Source organism: Salibacterium sp. K-3 (assembly GCF_054052005.1).
Map to the genome: position 1 here is coordinate 99,982 of NZ_JBSVZE010000003.1, position 14,798 is coordinate 114,779.

A 14,798-nucleotide genomic window follows, 5' to 3' on the forward strand; every position below is an offset into this window, starting at 1 on the left:
TTTGTCACATTTCACTGAAGAAGATAAGCTCGCTGTACAAACGATCCGCACCCTTTCCATGGACGCGGTGGAAAACGCCCAGTCCGGCCACCCGGGAATGCCGATGGGGGCAGCCCCGATGGCTTATACGCTCTGGAGCCGTTTTTTCAAGACAGATCCGTCCAACCCGGACTGGATCAACCGCGACCGCTTTGTGCTCTCCGCAGGCCACGGCTCCATGCTGCTGTACAGCCTGCTTCATTTAAGCGGCTATGATATCAGTATCGATGATCTGAAGCAGTTCCGGAGCTGGGGCAGCAAAACACCGGGACATCCGGAATCGGCCGACACACCAGGTGTGGATGCCACTACCGGACCGCTCGGCCAGGGAGTCGCGATGGCAGTCGGCATGGCCATGGCCGAACGAAAACTCGCGTCCTTATACAATGACGACAAAACAGAGCTGATCGACCATTATACGTATGCCATCTGCGGCGATGGGGATCTAATGGAAGGCGTCAGTGCCGAAGCTGCTTCTCTGGCAGGCCACCTGCAGCTTGGCAAAATGATCCTTCTTTATGATTCCAACGATATTTCTCTCGACGGCGACCTGAACCGCTCGTTTTCGGAGAATCCGGCCAAGCGCTTTGAAGCGTACGGATGGCACGTGCAGTACATTGAAGACGGAGAAGACATGGAAGCCGTCGAAAAAGCCATTAAAGAAGCTCAGGCGGTGACGGATAAACCTTCCTTTATTGAAGTCAAAACCGTGATCGGTTTCGGCGCGCCAAATAAGAGCGCAAACGCAGCCTCTCACGGCGCCCCGCTCGGAGAAGACGAAGTAAAACTGGCAAAAGAAGCTTACGGCTGGCCGTTTGAAGAACCGTTCTTCGTACCCGATCAAGTGTACACCCGCTTCCATGACATGGTGAAAAAGCCGGGACAGGCCCAGCATGAAAAATGGCAGTCCCTGCTGAAAGAGGTGGAAAAGGAGCAGCCGGATAAGGCCGCCCAGTTCAAACAGGCGTTGAACGGGGAGCTGCCGTCGGACTGGGATGCCTCCCTCCCTGTATATCAAGAAGGTGACAAAGCAAAAGCAACCCGGGCGGTATCCGGGGAGATGATTCAGGAACTCGCACGTTCCATCCCCGAATTTTTCGGCGGATCGGCGGATCTCGGCGGGTCCAATAAAACGCATATTAACGACACCAGCGACTTCGGTCCTCCAGATTATGACGGGAAAAACGTCTGGTTCGGTGTCCGCGAATTTGCCATGGCCGCGGCCTTGAACGGTATTGCTCTCCACGGCGGTTTAAAAGCATTCGCCGGTACGTTTTTCGTCTTTTCCGATTATCTCCGTCCGGCCATCCGCATGGCGTCCATCATGGAACTGCCGGTCAACTATGTATTCACGCATGACAGTATCGCTGTCGGAGAAGACGGACCGACACACGAACCGATCGAACAGCTCCCTTCGATGCGGGCCATCCCGGGCGTTTCCGTCATTCGTCCCGCTGACGGCAATGAAACACGGGCGGCATGGAAACAGGCCATGAAAGCAGAAGACCATCCAACCGCGCTCGTCTTAACAAGACAGAACCTTCCTGTCCTTCCGAATACGGCAGAACATGCCGATGAAGGCGTAAGACGAGGAGCCTACGTCGTCAGTGAAGCAAAACAGGAACCGCAGGCCCTGCTCCTTGCCAGCGGCTCGGAAGTTTCCCTCGCCGTCGAAGCACAGAAGCTGCTTGAAGAGGAAAACATCTCCGTCCGGGTTGTCAGTATGCCGAGCTGGGATCTGTTTGAACAGCAGGACAAATCGTACCGCCGCGACGTTATCCCGCCGCACATCAAGGCACGGCTTGCAGTCGAAATGGCTTCCCCGTTCGGATGGGAACGCTATACCGGAGAAGATGGGGATACTTTCGGCATCGAAACATTCGGCGCTTCCGCGGCAGGACCGGAAGTCGTCAAACAGTACGGATTCACCCCTGAGAATGTCGCTTCCAAATTAAAAGCACTGCTGTAACGCATTCATGATCCGGAAGAGGGCCTCTCTTCCGGATTTCTGTATATTTTTCATCCCGTTTTTATTAAAATGAAAGAGGCAGCCAGGTACGCAGGAGGAAAAAGAATGGATCAGTTTTCAAAAATGATTGATGCGGCACGTATGTATTATGAATATGACTACAGCCAGCAGGAGATTGCCAAACATCTTGACATGTCCCGCCCCACCGTATCCCGTATATTAAAAAAAGCAAAACAGGAAGGCATCGTGGAAGTAACCATCCATGACCCGTCCGAACAGATTGAACGTCAGGCTGCTGCTTTACGCAACCAATACGACTTAAAGGAAGTCATCGTTGTTCACGTCGATGAAAACGAACGAACCCTGAAAGAAAAACTCGGGGAAGCTGCAGCCGCCTTTCTCGACAACCACGTGGAAAACCACGACATTCTGGCGGCATCCTGGGGAACAACGCTCTACGAGACCGCCAGACGAATGCAGCCACGCCCCCTTCCCAACCTCGAGATTGTACAGCTGAACGGCGGCGCCAGCCATTCCGGCAGCCAGACCTATGCAACGGAGATCATTCATTTACTCGGCCGCGCATTTCAGACCGATAATTGGCTGCTTCCGCTTCCGGCTATCGTCGATCATGTATCGGTAAAACAGGCGATCGAAACGGACCGCCATATTCAACGTATTCTCCAGAAAGGAAAAGACGCTGAAAAAGCCCTCTTCAGTGTCGGTGCACCCACGATTGATTCTGTACTAATGCAGACGGATTATTTCACAGACGATGAACTGGAAAAACTGAATAACGAAGCCGCCGGAGAAATATGTTCCCGTTTTTTTGACGATTCCGGTCAGATCTGCCATGAAGAATTAAATGAACGCACCATCGGAATTGAACTTCACGAATTGAAAAAAAAGGAGCTCTCCATCCTTGTTGCCGGAGGCAGAATGAAACACCGGGCTGTCCGCGGGGCACTCTGCGGTGGTTACGCCAATATGCTGATTACAGACCAGCATACAGCAAGCCGCCTGCTTCAGGAATAACCTCCGGGGCGGCTTTGCTCCTCTCTCAAAAATTTAAATTTTTTTGACTTATTTATGTCTTTTATGTGAATGATTTGTTACAATAAGAGTAACAAATCATTGAAACCGTTTCCGTACCAATAGAGAGAGGTGTTTTCTCGTGGATATTTTAATGATCTTTATGCTGATTGCTACCATAGCTCCTCTATATTTTGCAAAACACAACAGATGGGTCCTTGCTTTTGTTCAGGGTGCCTTAATGCTCGGCATGTGGGACTATTTCCTGAGCCACTTCACATCCATCACCGTACTGAACGCACCGACGTCCATCATTGCGTTTTATGGCAGCCTGCTGCTGGCGGATGTCGCCGTTATTATGTTTCTCATCGCTTCCATTAAAGAGCTGCAGACAAAAGACTGGATCCCTACATTCCGTTCCAGTACCAGATAAAAAAAAGCTCCACAGCTTATCAGCTGTGGAACTTTTTTATTCCTCCTGCATTTCTTCGTGGTTCTCCATTTCCATATCTCCACCGCCGTCGTGATTGTGCGCGTAACCAAACGACATCGTCCAGACCGATCCCGCTATCACAACAGCAGCGATGAAAAACGCGTGCAGCATGTTACTGATCTGCCAACCCCCGCTGTCCGTTTCAGATATATGCATGAACATGAACAGCTGAATAAACGCCTGGATCACGGCCATTACCATAATGGAGATAATGATCCATGTTACCGGGAGGCCTGATCCAACAGCAGCCCATGCTGCGGCGAGAGTTAAGACAAGCGAGCCGAAAAAGCCTATGATGTGCGATTTAGGGAACTTTTCATTGTGTCCGCTCATTTATACCACCATCCCTATCAGATACACACTCGTGAAGATGAAGATCCACACCACATCAAGAAAGTGCCAGTATAGGCCGAGGACAAACATTTTCCGGGACGTAACCTGTGTGAGGCCGCGCTGCCGCAGCTGCACAATCAACAGCACCGCCCAGCAGATACCGAGCGTAACGTGGAGACCGTGGGTGCCGGTCAGTACGAAAAAGCTGGACCAGAATGCACTCGAGGGCAGCGTCGCCCCTTCGTGAATATAATGGACAAATTCATATATTTCAAAACCGAGAAATCCCAGACCGAGCAGCAGGGTAACCGCAAGCCAGGAAAGCAGCCCTTTCAGGGAACCCCGGCGCATTTCATGGATCGCAATACCGCAGGTGAAACTGCTCGTCAAAAGCAGGAAGGTCATGATGAGCACCATCGGCAGTTCGAACAATTCCGCCGGTGCCGGAGCGTCGGCGGTACGTCCGAACATAACGGCATAGGTCCCAAACAGCGTGGCAAACAGCGCAATTTCCGCTCCAAGAAAGATCCAGAATCCGAGTATCGTCATGCGGTCTTCATGGGAACGGTATTCCAGTGGTCCTGTCGTTAACTCTGAGTGGCCGCTCATTTTTCTCCCTCCCTTGCTTTTTCTTCTGTTTCCTTAATCTCTTCGACCGAAACATGGAAGCCATGATCGTAATCAAACGACCGTATCACCATGCAGGCGAGCACTCCGATTAAACCGGCGATGGCCATGATCATCCATTCCCATACCAGACCGAAGCCTGCTACAAACATAAAGGCTGTCATGACGAAAGGTACACCGGAGTCACTCGGCATATGAATCGGTTCGAGGTTTTTCTTATCGTAGGTCGTACCGCCTTCCTGCTTCATCTGCCAGAATGCTTCCGGGCTGGTAATCTCAGGAACGGTGGCAAAGTTGTAAAACGGTACCGGTGTGGTTGTCGCCCATTCCAGTGCACGTCCGTCCCAGGTGTCTCCTGTCGTTTCGCGCGGACTGTAACGGAAGCTGTAGTAAATGTTGTAGACAAATACGATAAAACCAATGGCCATCAACACGGCACCGACAGATGAAATGACATTCAGCGGCATCCATTCCGGCTCAATGGAATACGTCCGGCGCGGCATACCTGCGAATCCGAGGAAATACATCGGCAGAAAACAGACATTAAATCCAATGAGAAAGAGCCAGAAACTGATTTTACCGAGTTTTTCATTCATTTTATGCCCGAACATTTTCGGGTACCAGAACGTCAGGCCGGCGAAACAGCCGAATACCGTTCCGGCAATCAGCACATTGTGGAAGTGGGCGACAAGAAAGTACGTATTGTGATACTGATAGTCAGCCGCTGCCATGGCAAGCATGACACCGGTCACCCCGCCGAGCACAAAACACGGGATGAAGCCGAGCGACCATAACATCGGTGTATCAAACCGTATCTTCCCTTTATACATCGTGCCGAGCCAGTTGAAAATCTTCACACCCGTCGGCACCGATATCAGCATCGTTGTAATCGAAAAGAATGAGTTGACGCCGGCCCCGGCTCCCATCGTAAAGAAATGGTGCACCCAGACGAGAAAACTGAGTCCCGCGATAATAACCATGGAATATACCATCGCTTTATAGCCGAACAGCTGCTTCCGGGCAAAGGTCGAAATGACCTCTGAAAAGATACCGAAAGCCGGCAGAATGACGATATATACTTCCGGATGCCCCCAGAGCCAGAAAAGGTTTGCCCACATCATCGGCATACCGTCTCCGGTCAGGGTGAAAAACTGCGAGCCGAAAATACGGTCAATCGTCATCAGGCCTAAAGCGACGGTAAGAATCGGAAAAGCAAAGATGATGATAAATGACGTGATCAGCGTCGACCAGCTGAAAATCGGCATCCGCATCAATGTCATGCCAGGTGCCCGCATCTTCAGAATTGTTACAAAAAAGTTAATACCTGTCGCAAGCGTCCCAATTCCGGAAATCTGCAGCCCAAGCAGGTAATAGTTGATATTGGGACCTGGATTCAAATTCGGACCGGCGAGCGGGGCATAGTTTGTCCACCCCGCGTCCGGCGACCCTCCAATCACAAAAGACAAGTTGAAAAGCAGCGCCCCAAACGCAAACGACCAGAAACTGACAGCGTTCAGAAAAGGAAACGCAACGTCTCTCGCCCCAATCTGAAGTGGTATGACAAAGTTCATCAGTCCGATAAGAAACGGCATCGCCATGAAAATAATCATGATCGTACCATGGGTCGTAAATATCTCATTGTAATGCTGGGAGTTAAGAAAATCCAGACCGGGAATCGTGAGCTGTGTGCGCATCAGCATGGCGTCCACGCCGCCCCGGAACAACATCAATATCGCTGCAATAATATACATGATTCCGATTTTCTTATGGTCCACCGTTGTCAGCCATTCACGCCACAGGTAGCCCCACTTCTTAAAATAAGTCAGAACATACACGATGGCGATGGAAACCAGAACGATCGAAACCATTGCTCCATATATTAACGGGTCCCCCGTTACTAAAAATTCATTCAGCAGAAAATCTAACACGTTTTCTCACCCGCTTTCTCTGTGCCTCGATTATTCATCTGCAACATCTTCTCCTCCCTCAAGAGCCGGCAGGTCGTCAAATGCTTTTTCCGGATAACGTTCAATTAAATAATCACTGCCATCCATAGTGCCGTGATCGACGTATTGAAGATGGGTGGAAGAAAACTCCATTTCCTGCAGAAGACCAGGTGCCAACAGCTCATCGTATTCACTCTGTGTCAGTTCCGGTGCGCTCTGCTGTGTTTCTTCCACCCAGCTTTGAAACTCTTTTGTTGATTCCGCGTGTACGTCAAATGTCTGCTCTGCAAAGGCTGTACCTGTAAAGTTGGAGTTCCTGCCTTTATAGGTGCCTTCTTCGTCCGCCTGCAGATACAGCGTCGTTTCCATTCCGGCCATGTTGTATTTCTGGCCACCGAGAGCCGGTATCCACAATGAAGCCATCGAATCCGCCGACGACAGCTTAAATTCAATCGCCCGGTCCGTCGGAATATGGAGGTAATTCACCGTTTCAATATCCTGTTCCGGATAACTGAAAAACCATTTCCAGTCCGCGGAAGTTGCATGAATCACCAAAGGCTCTTTGTCACTGGAAGACTCCGGTGGTTCTTCAAGATCGTAGATCGTAATGACGGTTGGGATTGATAGAGCAGTCACAATAATAAGCGGGACCACTGTCCATATGATTTCGAGTTTGTTGTTGCCTTCCTGTTCCGGATCATAATCCTGATCGCCGCGCCCCGGACGCTCTCTAAATTTAACAAGCATGTAGGTTAAAGCGACCATGACCACCACTACAATGAATAACATCATAATGATAGAAAAGACGATCAGATTTTTCTGGCTTTCGCCGACAGGTCCTTTTGGATCAAGAACCGGCATCCCGGCACAGCCGCTGGTTATAACAAGGATGAAAGCAGATGCCAGCAGCATGCCGTATGTTTTCCATCTATTTTTCAAGGCGTTCCACTCCCTTCTAAAACATCGTAGGTATTTCTCACAACACGTTATTATCATGATAGCAAATGCTTGCCCTGCAGCGTCCTTACCCGTTTAGATGTCATATAAATCTCACGGGACTGTTTCAAATTCAACACAAATTAGTCATAAAACGTTCAATGATGCCGTTTTCAGCCTATTCGGGCTTTCAAACAGTGTTTTTCTCTCGAAAAAAGGAGGCTGGGACAAAACCTTTATAAAATAGAAAAATGCCGAACGATTTTTTAAAATCGTTCGGCATTTTTCGTTACTGAGATAAACCGCTGCGCCAAAATACTTCGCTTTCCGCGGGCACGGCTCGAAAAGAGGATGATCGGCTAAAATCGGCACGTCCTGTGCCAACGCCGACCTGACCCGCATCCTGCGGGCCTTCGGAAGAAAATCGCTTCCTGTGGAGTCCCCGAGACTCGTGCTGTTCTGAGCAGGAGTTGAAGCATTTTGGCTCCGCTGCCATGCGGCTTCTAAATAGACACAAAAGACGTTCGTGCTTTGTTTTATACATTTTTCTTTTGTCCCAAACTCTTTCCTGTGATAAAGAAAATATAACCGAAGCATAAGCGGGAGGCGGCGACGCCTGCGGGAAGAGTAGCAGCCGAAGATCCCATCAAACGGCGGTTTTGTCGTTTGATGTAGCTGAGGCGCTGCCCGCGGCAAGCGTCCGCCTGCAGCGGATGCCTCAGCATGTAACAGACTTTTGATACACCCCCTTAGAATCTATCCTGCTTTTTTCGCGGTGTGTTTTCGATTTTTTCTGGCTGTTTCTGCCCGGGACCAGGTGAATAGAATGAGTCCGGCCCATACGATGATAAAGGAAAGCAGCTGCTGGCGGCTGAATGGCTCCTGAAACAAAAAGACACCTAGAAGCAGCATAATCGTAGGAGCGCCGTACTGCAGAAATCCCATCATCGAAAAGGTGATCCGCTTTGCACCTGCTGCAAATAACAGCAGCGGAATGGCCGTAGCAGCTCCTGCGCCGATCAAAAGCAGTACATCAGAGGACGCGTAAGAGGCAAACATGTCTCCCCTATCTCTGAAAACCAGTAAAAAAAGCAGGGCAAACGGGGTCATCAGCATCGTTTCAATCGTCAGGCCGGCCCAGGCCCCTACCGGCGTGATTTTTTTAATAAGGCCGTAAAAACCGAAACTGAGTGCCAGCCCCATCGCCGCCCAGGGAACATAGCCATAATGCATCGTGAGAAGGATGACCCCGGCGGCAGCAAGCAGAAATGCTGTCCCTTCTGCTTTCGACAATTTCTCTTTTAAGAAGACGGCCGCCAGAATCACGTTGATCAGTGGATTAATATAGTAGCCAAGACTAGCTTCAATGACGCGGTCACTGTTAACGGCAAAAATGAAAATAAACCAGTTCACACTGATTAAAACGGCTGCTGCGGTGATAGCCATCCCTGTCTTCCGGGAGGAAAACGTATGCTTTATTTCCTTCCATACACCTTTGCTTTTCCCTGCAGCCAGCAGTACAACGCCCATGAAAAAAAGCGACCATATAATCCGGTGGGCAAGTACGTCCGCTGCCGGTACATTGCCGAGAAGCTTCCAGTATAAAGGAAGGAATCCCCATGAAAGATAGGCAGCCATTGCTGCCGCAACACCCCGTCCCTGTTGATATTCTCCCATCCTGAACCCTCAATTCTCTGTTTCTTTGTGATACCCTTTCAGTGTAATACAATCTTCTGCCGGGGTGCCACTAAAAAACCCGGCGTTCGCCGGGCGGGAAACATCTATATCTCTGAGCTTGTTTGAACCGGACTGCAGGAGGGAGCTTCGGTATGCGTCGACTCGGCAAGTTTCCATAAGTAATAGCATTCTTCTCTCGACATATGGTCGGCCATCAATGGAGTCAGAGTGCCGAGCATTTCTTTAGTAAGACCCATTTCTTCCAGTTCTCTGAGGAAGGTTCGGAAAATATCAAGTTCCAGTTTCACCTGGTCGTTCATTCTTCCAAGGGCCGGAAATGTATCTACATTGGCGCGCAGATAACCGGCCATCTCCACCGCTTTTAAATAAAAGTGATCAAAATCATCCGTGAACCGGCGGGATTTTTCTTTCAGCTGATGTTCGACTTTATCCAGGGAACCGGTGATTGCATCCGCATGGCCGGCTGCATCTACGAGCCAGACCAAATGATGGTGAAGGGGGTGACAGACCGGAGGGACTTTCTGTTCCCCGAGACAAGTTAGTATCCGCAAGTACTCTTCCACTTCGTTGACCATGTGATTGATGAATGTCGGCGTCAATCCGATTTTTATTCTGCCCGTCAGCTGGCGCTGGATGATCTGCAGTTTAAAGAACCGGATGTCTTTCGCCGCATCTTCCGCTTCCCTCGTAATACGGTCCATATCACCGGCTGACTGCAGATCTTCGAGCAGCTGATCAAACCGTTGAATAAATGCCCGGGCTGTTTCCACATACTCGGTTTCAGACGGGGCCAGCGTATCATGCAGAAAACGTGAATGATCTGCAAGCACCCTCAGCCAGAATGAATGTTCTTCTTCCGCCGCCGTTTCCCAGTTCTTTTTCAATGCCCTCTCTCCTTCTTCCTGGTTTCTCCCTTTTACTCTATGAAAAAGAGGGCTGTCCAAAGAACATATTCCCGAAACACGGTACCTCTGCCCATAAAAAAAAGCCGGCCTTCTCATGAAGAAGGCCTGGCAGGCAGAACTATTTTTCTTCCAGACGGCGGATCCGTTCATCCAGTGGCGGGTGGGAGGAAAAGAGGCTCGCCATCGTTGCTTTATTGTTGATTTTCAGTGTCTGCATCGATGTCTGGCTGTTGTCCACCATATCCGCTCGGGACTGCAGAGCCTGAAGCGCGCGTTTCATTTTGTCCTTCCCGGCAAGATCGGCCCCGCCTTTGTCCGCGTGAAATTCCCGGTAGCGTGAGTAAGCATTAACGACCAGGCTTCCGAGAATCGAAAACAGTATCTGAAAGACAATGATCGCCGCAAAATGAACAACCATCCGCAGCGCGTCATTTTGCACAAAACGGGAGACAATGGATGCGACAATCCGGGAGAGGAATACGACAAAGGTGTTCACCACTCCCTGAAGCAGTGTCATGGTTACCATGTCTCCGTTGGAAATATGGGCGGTTTCATGAGCGAGTACACCCTCCACCGCGTCGTCATCCATGGAGTTCAAAAGTCCGGTGGATACAGCTACCAGGGACCTTTTTTTGGTTGGACCGGTCGCAAATGCATTGACTTCGCCCGACTGGTAAATACCGACCTCCGGCATATGCATTAAACCGGCACTGCGGGAGAGACGGTGGACTTTTTCCACAAGATCCTTTTCCGCCCCGGTGGCAGTATCAGGATCAATGACCTGTACACCCATTAACTTTTTCGCAACAATACGGGAAATAGCCAGCGATATAAACGCACCGCCAAAGCCGATCACCGCACTGAAAATCAAAAGGGCTCCGTAATCGATCTGACCGGAAGCTGTTGCACTCATGCTCGGAAGGTTGATGCCGAACATTCCCAGAATGCTGAATACGATCGTAATCGTAGTAATGATGAGGATGTTGGTAATGATAAAAAGCAGAATCCGCTTACCCAAGTCTGTCTTCCTCCTTAATTGTTTATGCTGCAAAGCATTATACCATATGTTTCTGTTCCTTCATGTATTATACCATGTCTTCATTATTTTCGCTTATCAAAAGACAGTTCTGTTTAGATTTTCCTAATAAAAGGTATAGATAAACACGTGCGATTTATACTAAATACTATAAGGAGGTCCACATACTTATGGCTTATAACGCTGCGCAGAAATTAATAAATGAACATCTCCTATCCGGTGACATGACACCCGGCGAAGAAATATCGCTCGCTGTTGATCAAACATTAACCCAGGACGCCACCGGAACCATGGTGATGCTTGAACTCGAGGCCATGGAGATCGAACGGGCAAAAACGGAAGCGTCCGCCCAGTACGTTGACCACAACGTCATTCAGGAAGACAGCAAAAACCCGGATGACCACCTGTTTCTCGAGAGCGCGGCCAAACGTTTCGGTCTGCACTTCAGCCGCCCCGGCAACGGTGTCAGCCACCCGGTTCATATGCAGCGGCTCGCTGTACCCGGTAAAACACTTCTCGGCTCCGACAGCCACACCTGTGCCAACGGCTGTATGGGCATGCTTGCGATGGGCGCGGGCGGCATAGATGTCGCCATGGCCATCGCAGGCGAACCGTACTACGTCAAAATGCCGCAGATCTGGGGCGTGAAACTCACAGGCGAACTGCCGGACTGGGTCGGCGCCAAAGATATTATTCTGGAACTCCTGCGCCGCCACGACGTGAAAGGCGGGGTCGGTAAAATCATCGAGTATTACGGCCCGGGGCTGGACCAGTTAAGCGCCATGGACCGGCACGTCATCGCCAATATGGGAGCCGAACTCGGCGCAACCGCCACTGTTTTTCCTTCCGATGAAGAAGTCAAGCGTTTCCTGAAAACCCAGGGACGTGAGGAAGACTGGCGCGAACTGAAAGCCGACGAAGGTGCTTCTTATGATATAGACGAAGAAATTGATTTGTCGTCCCTGGAGCCGATGATCGCCAAACCATCCAGTCCTGGCAATGTCGTTCCTGTCACCGAGGTGGAAGGAGAATCCATTTACCAGTCTTATGTCGGCTCTTCTGCGAACCCGGGGTACAAGGACTTCGCCATGGCCGCCGAAGTCGTGAACGGAAAACAGATCGCAAGCGGCGTATCCTACGATATCAACCCGACGTCCCGGCAGATGCTTACCGATCTCGTCCAGAACGGACACATCGCAAGCCTTCTGACTTCCGGCGCCCGCCTGCATCAGGCCGGCTGTAACGGCTGTATCGGCATGGGACAGGCCCCTGCTTCCGGCAGAAACAGCCTCCGTACCACGCCCCGGAACTTCCCGGGGCGCTCCGGCACCAAAGAAGACAGTGTTTTCCTTTGCGGGCCGGAAGTGGCAGCTGCATCTGCCCTGTATGGCAAAATCACGGATCCACGGAAACTGGATATGGATTATCCCCGCATTACCGAACCAGATGAACCGACCGTTGATTTCCGTCTGCTGGAAGAACCGCTGCCGCTCGAAGAAGCGAAGAAAACCGATCTTCACAAGGGACCTAATATTGCCTCCATTCCATACATGGAGCCGCTTCCGGATGAGCTGAACGTTCCGGTGCTGCTGAAAGTCGGCGACAATTTCTCCACCGATGAAATTCTTGCCGGCGGGGCAAGGGTTCTTCCTTACCGGAGCAACCTGCCGGAGATCAGCAAGTTCGCGTTTGAAATTGTGAATGAAGATTATTACAACCGTTCCATGGACATCCGTGAAAAAACCGGTCACGCCATCGTCGGCGGCACCAACTACGGCCAGGGATCGAGCCGCGAACACGCCGCCCTTGCTCCTCGTTACCTCGGCCTGCGGGTGGTCATCGTCAAAGACTTTGCACGTATTCATTTGCAGAACCTGATCAACTTCGGCATCCTCCCGCTTACCTTCGCGGACGAGAGCGATTATAACGCGGTGGAAAAAGGTGATATTATCCAGTTAAGAGATATCCGCAATACCATCCGTCAAAGCAGTGAACTGACCGCTTCCCTTCAGGATAAAAATAAAGAAATCCGGCTCCGCCATGCATTAACCGACCGGCAGGTGGACATCATGTTAACAGGAGGACTTATCAACTGGGTGAAAGATAAGCAATAAGATAAGCCTTATACAGAAAGGGTGCGCCTAACGATGAACATCCACGAAAATGTTTGTTCAGCCTGCGACGGCACCGGCCTGTTGATGGACGATGAACAGTGGAAATATTCCTGCAGCGTCTGCGGCGGAGATGGTATTCTGAAAGCCGGAGAAAGTCCGGAACCGGACGGACCGTTTGACGTGGACGAAACAAACCGCACATTGGAATAAAAAAAGCTTCGCAGGAGCAGCAGTAGTCTCCTGTGAAGCTTTTTTAGTGAAATTCTCTATATTGTCCTTCAAAATAAAGCAATGGTGTTTCATCCTGTACCATCAGATTTTCCACTTTTCCAATAAACAGGGTATGGTCACCGGCTTCATGGCTGTCATACACGGTGCAGGCCAGATTGACCAGCGCTCCCTCAATAACCGGCTGGCCTTCGAAGCGGTCGAGCGGAACATCTATTTCTTCCTTCAGTTGTTTCGCGTAATACTGCGACAGTTCCTGTTGCTCTTCTGTTAAGATATTTACGGCAAATGCACCGTTCTGTTTAATAAGATCGTGAGTGTTCGCGTGTTGAGCCACCGATATCAATATAAGCTTCGGATCCATGGAGACGGACATAAAAGCGTTGGCTGTCATGCCATGCACACCGCCTTCGTCTGTTTCCGTCGTAATGACGGTAATACCTGTCGCAAACTTCCCCATCGCCGTTTTGAATAAGCGGTCATCCATCTATCGTTCCCCCTCTTTACTATCCCAGGTGCTTTCCACGTTACATGGAAACCTGTGATTATGCAATGCAGGAGGATTGTCTTCTGTTCTTTAAATAGAGGAGAAGACCATTACGTGGCTTTCTTTTTTGTATTCTTCTGTGATGTACTTTTCTTTTGCCCGGAGGCTTTCTTCTTTTTGTTTTTATCGACGGACGCCTGCAGTGCTTCCATTAAATCGGCCACATTATCCTGCGGCTGTTCCTGTGCCGGGGTGACACCCTCTTCTCCCTTTTCTTTGGACTTGATAAGCTGCAGCAGTTTCTGCCTATATTCATCCACATATTTTTCCGGTTCGAACGAAGCGGTCAATTGATCAATCAGCATTTTCGCCGTATCCAGCTCTTTGTCCGCGACATTGTCCTCTTCCGGCACGTTCGGAACATCAGCCGCATTTCTGATTTCATCCGGATAATGCAAGGTTTCCATCAATATGGTGTTATGGTAGATACGAAGAACGGCCAGCTGTTCTTTCGAGCGGATCATTATTTTGGCAATCCCTGCTTTTCCGGCATCCTGCAGGGCTTTCCGAAGCAGGGTATAAGCTTTTGATCCCCCTTCATCCGGACCGAGGTAATAACTCCGGTTAAAATAAATCGGATCAATGTCATCCATATTAATAAAGTCCAGAATTTCCACCGCTTTCTCACCGGTTTCTCCACGGACTTCCTCCAATTCTTCCTTCGTGACCACGACAAAGCTTCCGGTTGTCGTTTCATATCCTTTGACCAGATCTTCTGCTTCCACCTTTTCTTCACATACCGGACAAACTTTTTCATATTTGATCGGTGTTTTGCATTTCTCATGAAGATTGCGGAACGATACGTCTTTGTCTTCGGTAGCAGCATGCATTTTTATCGGAATGCTGACAAGCCCGAACTGAATACTCCCTTTCCACATCGTATGCATGGCACTGT

14 protein-coding genes are annotated in these 14,798 nt (G+C 50.1%); 5 read left to right on the forward strand and 9 right to left on the reverse strand.

Features of this window, described 5'->3' with window-relative positions; translation table 11 throughout:
- The first annotated feature begins 1 nt into the window (after position 1).
- The 3 genes from tkt (at position 2) to ACW9JV_RS16145 (ending at position 3,473) form a co-directional block, all read left to right on the forward strand.
- Positions 2 to 2,008 (forward strand): transketolase, encoded by a 2,007-nt coding sequence (tkt, locus tag ACW9JV_RS16135; RefSeq protein ID WP_457336296.1) that lies wholly within the window; start codon positions 2 to 4, stop codon positions 2,006 to 2,008.
- 105 nt (positions 2,009 to 2,113) lie between these two features.
- The gene (locus ACW9JV_RS16140; protein WP_457336298.1) at positions 2,114 to 3,043 is read left to right on the forward strand and encodes a sugar-binding transcriptional regulator; all 930 of its coding nucleotides are present in this window, start codon (positions 2,114 to 2,116) and stop codon (positions 3,041 to 3,043) included.
- A 139-nt stretch (positions 3,044 to 3,182) separates the two neighbouring features.
- Positions 3,183 to 3,473, forward strand: coding sequence for a hypothetical protein (locus tag ACW9JV_RS16145; RefSeq protein WP_457336300.1), 291 nt, complete (start codon positions 3,183 to 3,185; stop codon positions 3,471 to 3,473).
- Positions 3,474 to 3,509: 36 nt separating this feature from the next.
- Here ACW9JV_RS16145 and qoxD read toward each other — a convergent pair whose 3' ends face one another.
- The 7 genes from qoxD to htpX all read right to left on the reverse strand — a co-directional run bounded on the left by qoxD (position 3,510) and on the right by htpX (position 10,996).
- Entirely contained in the window at positions 3,510 to 3,866 is a 357-nt protein-coding gene (gene qoxD, locus ACW9JV_RS16150; RefSeq protein WP_457336302.1) for a cytochrome aa3 quinol oxidase subunit IV, read from the reverse strand.
- Complete coding sequence (gene qoxC, locus ACW9JV_RS16155) at positions 3,867 to 4,475, reverse strand: cytochrome aa3 quinol oxidase subunit III (protein ID WP_457336304.1); 609 nt, start codon at positions 4,473 to 4,475, stop codon at positions 3,867 to 3,869.
- Positions 4,472 to 6,361, reverse strand: a complete 1,890-nt coding sequence (gene qoxB, locus ACW9JV_RS16160) for a cytochrome aa3 quinol oxidase subunit I (protein ID WP_457337221.1) — start codon at positions 6,359 to 6,361, stop codon at positions 4,472 to 4,474. Before qoxB ends, qoxC begins: the two co-directional genes overlap by 4 nt.
- Positions 6,362 to 6,451: 90 nt before the next feature.
- A complete protein-coding gene (gene qoxA / locus ACW9JV_RS16165) occupies positions 6,452 to 7,351 on the reverse strand; it encodes a cytochrome aa3 quinol oxidase subunit II (RefSeq protein ID WP_457337223.1) in 900 nt (299 codons plus the stop codon).
- 780 nt (positions 7,352 to 8,131) lie between these two features.
- Entirely contained in the window at positions 8,132 to 9,052 is a 921-nt protein-coding gene (gene rarD, locus ACW9JV_RS16170; protein ID WP_457336306.1) for an EamA family transporter RarD, read from the reverse strand.
- Positions 9,053 to 9,156: 104 nt separating this feature from the next.
- Positions 9,157 to 9,957 (reverse strand): DUF2935 domain-containing protein, encoded by an 801-nt coding sequence (locus ACW9JV_RS16175; RefSeq protein WP_457336308.1) that lies wholly within the window; start codon positions 9,955 to 9,957, stop codon positions 9,157 to 9,159.
- A gap of 139 nt (positions 9,958 to 10,096) precedes the next feature.
- On the reverse strand, positions 10,097 to 10,996 hold the full coding sequence (htpX, locus tag ACW9JV_RS16180) for a protease HtpX (RefSeq protein ID WP_457336310.1): 900 nt from the start codon (positions 10,994 to 10,996) through the stop codon (positions 10,097 to 10,099).
- Between the two features lie 188 nt (positions 10,997 to 11,184).
- Here htpX and ACW9JV_RS16185 point away from each other — a divergent pair, with 188 nt between their 5' ends.
- Positions 11,185 to 13,128 carry an aconitate hydratase gene (locus ACW9JV_RS16185; protein WP_457336312.1) on the forward strand — a complete coding sequence of 648 codons (1,944 nt, stop codon included), beginning with the start codon at positions 11,185 to 11,187 and terminating at the stop codon, positions 13,126 to 13,128.
- Positions 13,129 to 13,161: 33 nt separating this feature from the next.
- Positions 13,162 to 13,338 (forward strand): hypothetical protein, encoded by a 177-nt coding sequence (locus ACW9JV_RS16190; protein ID WP_457336314.1) that lies wholly within the window; start codon positions 13,162 to 13,164, stop codon positions 13,336 to 13,338.
- A gap of 43 nt (positions 13,339 to 13,381) precedes the next feature.
- Here ACW9JV_RS16190 and ACW9JV_RS16195 read toward each other — a convergent pair whose 3' ends face one another.
- Positions 13,382 to 13,843 (reverse strand): flavin reductase family protein, encoded by a 462-nt coding sequence (locus tag ACW9JV_RS16195; protein WP_457336316.1) that lies wholly within the window; start codon positions 13,841 to 13,843, stop codon positions 13,382 to 13,384.
- A gap of 110 nt (positions 13,844 to 13,953) precedes the next feature.
- Positions 13,954 to 14,790 (reverse strand): non-homologous end joining protein Ku, encoded by an 837-nt coding sequence (ku, locus tag ACW9JV_RS16200; RefSeq protein WP_457336318.1) that lies wholly within the window; start codon positions 14,788 to 14,790, stop codon positions 13,954 to 13,956.
- Positions 14,791 to 14,798: the final 8 nt, after the last annotated feature.

Coding starts and splice junctions, on each gene's coding strand:
- ACW9JV_RS16140 (WP_457336298.1), top strand. CDS start 2,114: ATGGATCAGTTTTCAAAAATGATTGATGCGGCACGTATGTATTATGAA.
- qoxD (WP_457336302.1), bottom strand. CDS start 3,866: ATGAGCGGACACAATGAAAAGTTCCCTAAATCGCACATCATAGGCTTT.
- qoxC (WP_457336304.1), bottom strand. CDS start 4,475: ATGAGCGGCCACTCAGAGTTAACGACAGGACCACTGGAATACCGTTCC.
- qoxB (WP_457337221.1), bottom strand. CDS start 6,361: ATGGTTTCGATCGTTCTGGTTTCCATCGCCATCGTGTATGTTCTGACT.
- qoxA (WP_457337223.1), bottom strand. CDS start 7,351: ATGCTGCTGGCATCTGCTTTCATCCTTGTTATAACCAGCGGCTGTGCC.
- rarD (WP_457336306.1), bottom strand. CDS start 9,052: ATGGGAGAATATCAACAGGGACGGGGTGTTGCGGCAGCAATGGCTGCC.
- ACW9JV_RS16185 (WP_457336312.1), top strand. CDS start 11,185: ATGGCTTATAACGCTGCGCAGAAATTAATAAATGAACATCTCCTATCC.
- ACW9JV_RS16190 (WP_457336314.1), top strand. CDS start 13,162: ATGAACATCCACGAAAATGTTTGTTCAGCCTGCGACGGCACCGGCCTG.
- ACW9JV_RS16195 (WP_457336316.1), bottom strand. CDS start 13,843: ATGGATGACCGCTTATTCAAAACGGCGATGGGGAAGTTTGCGACAGGT.
- ku (WP_457336318.1), bottom strand. CDS start 14,790: ATGCATACGATGTGGAAAGGGAGTATTCAGTTCGGGCTTGTCAGCATT.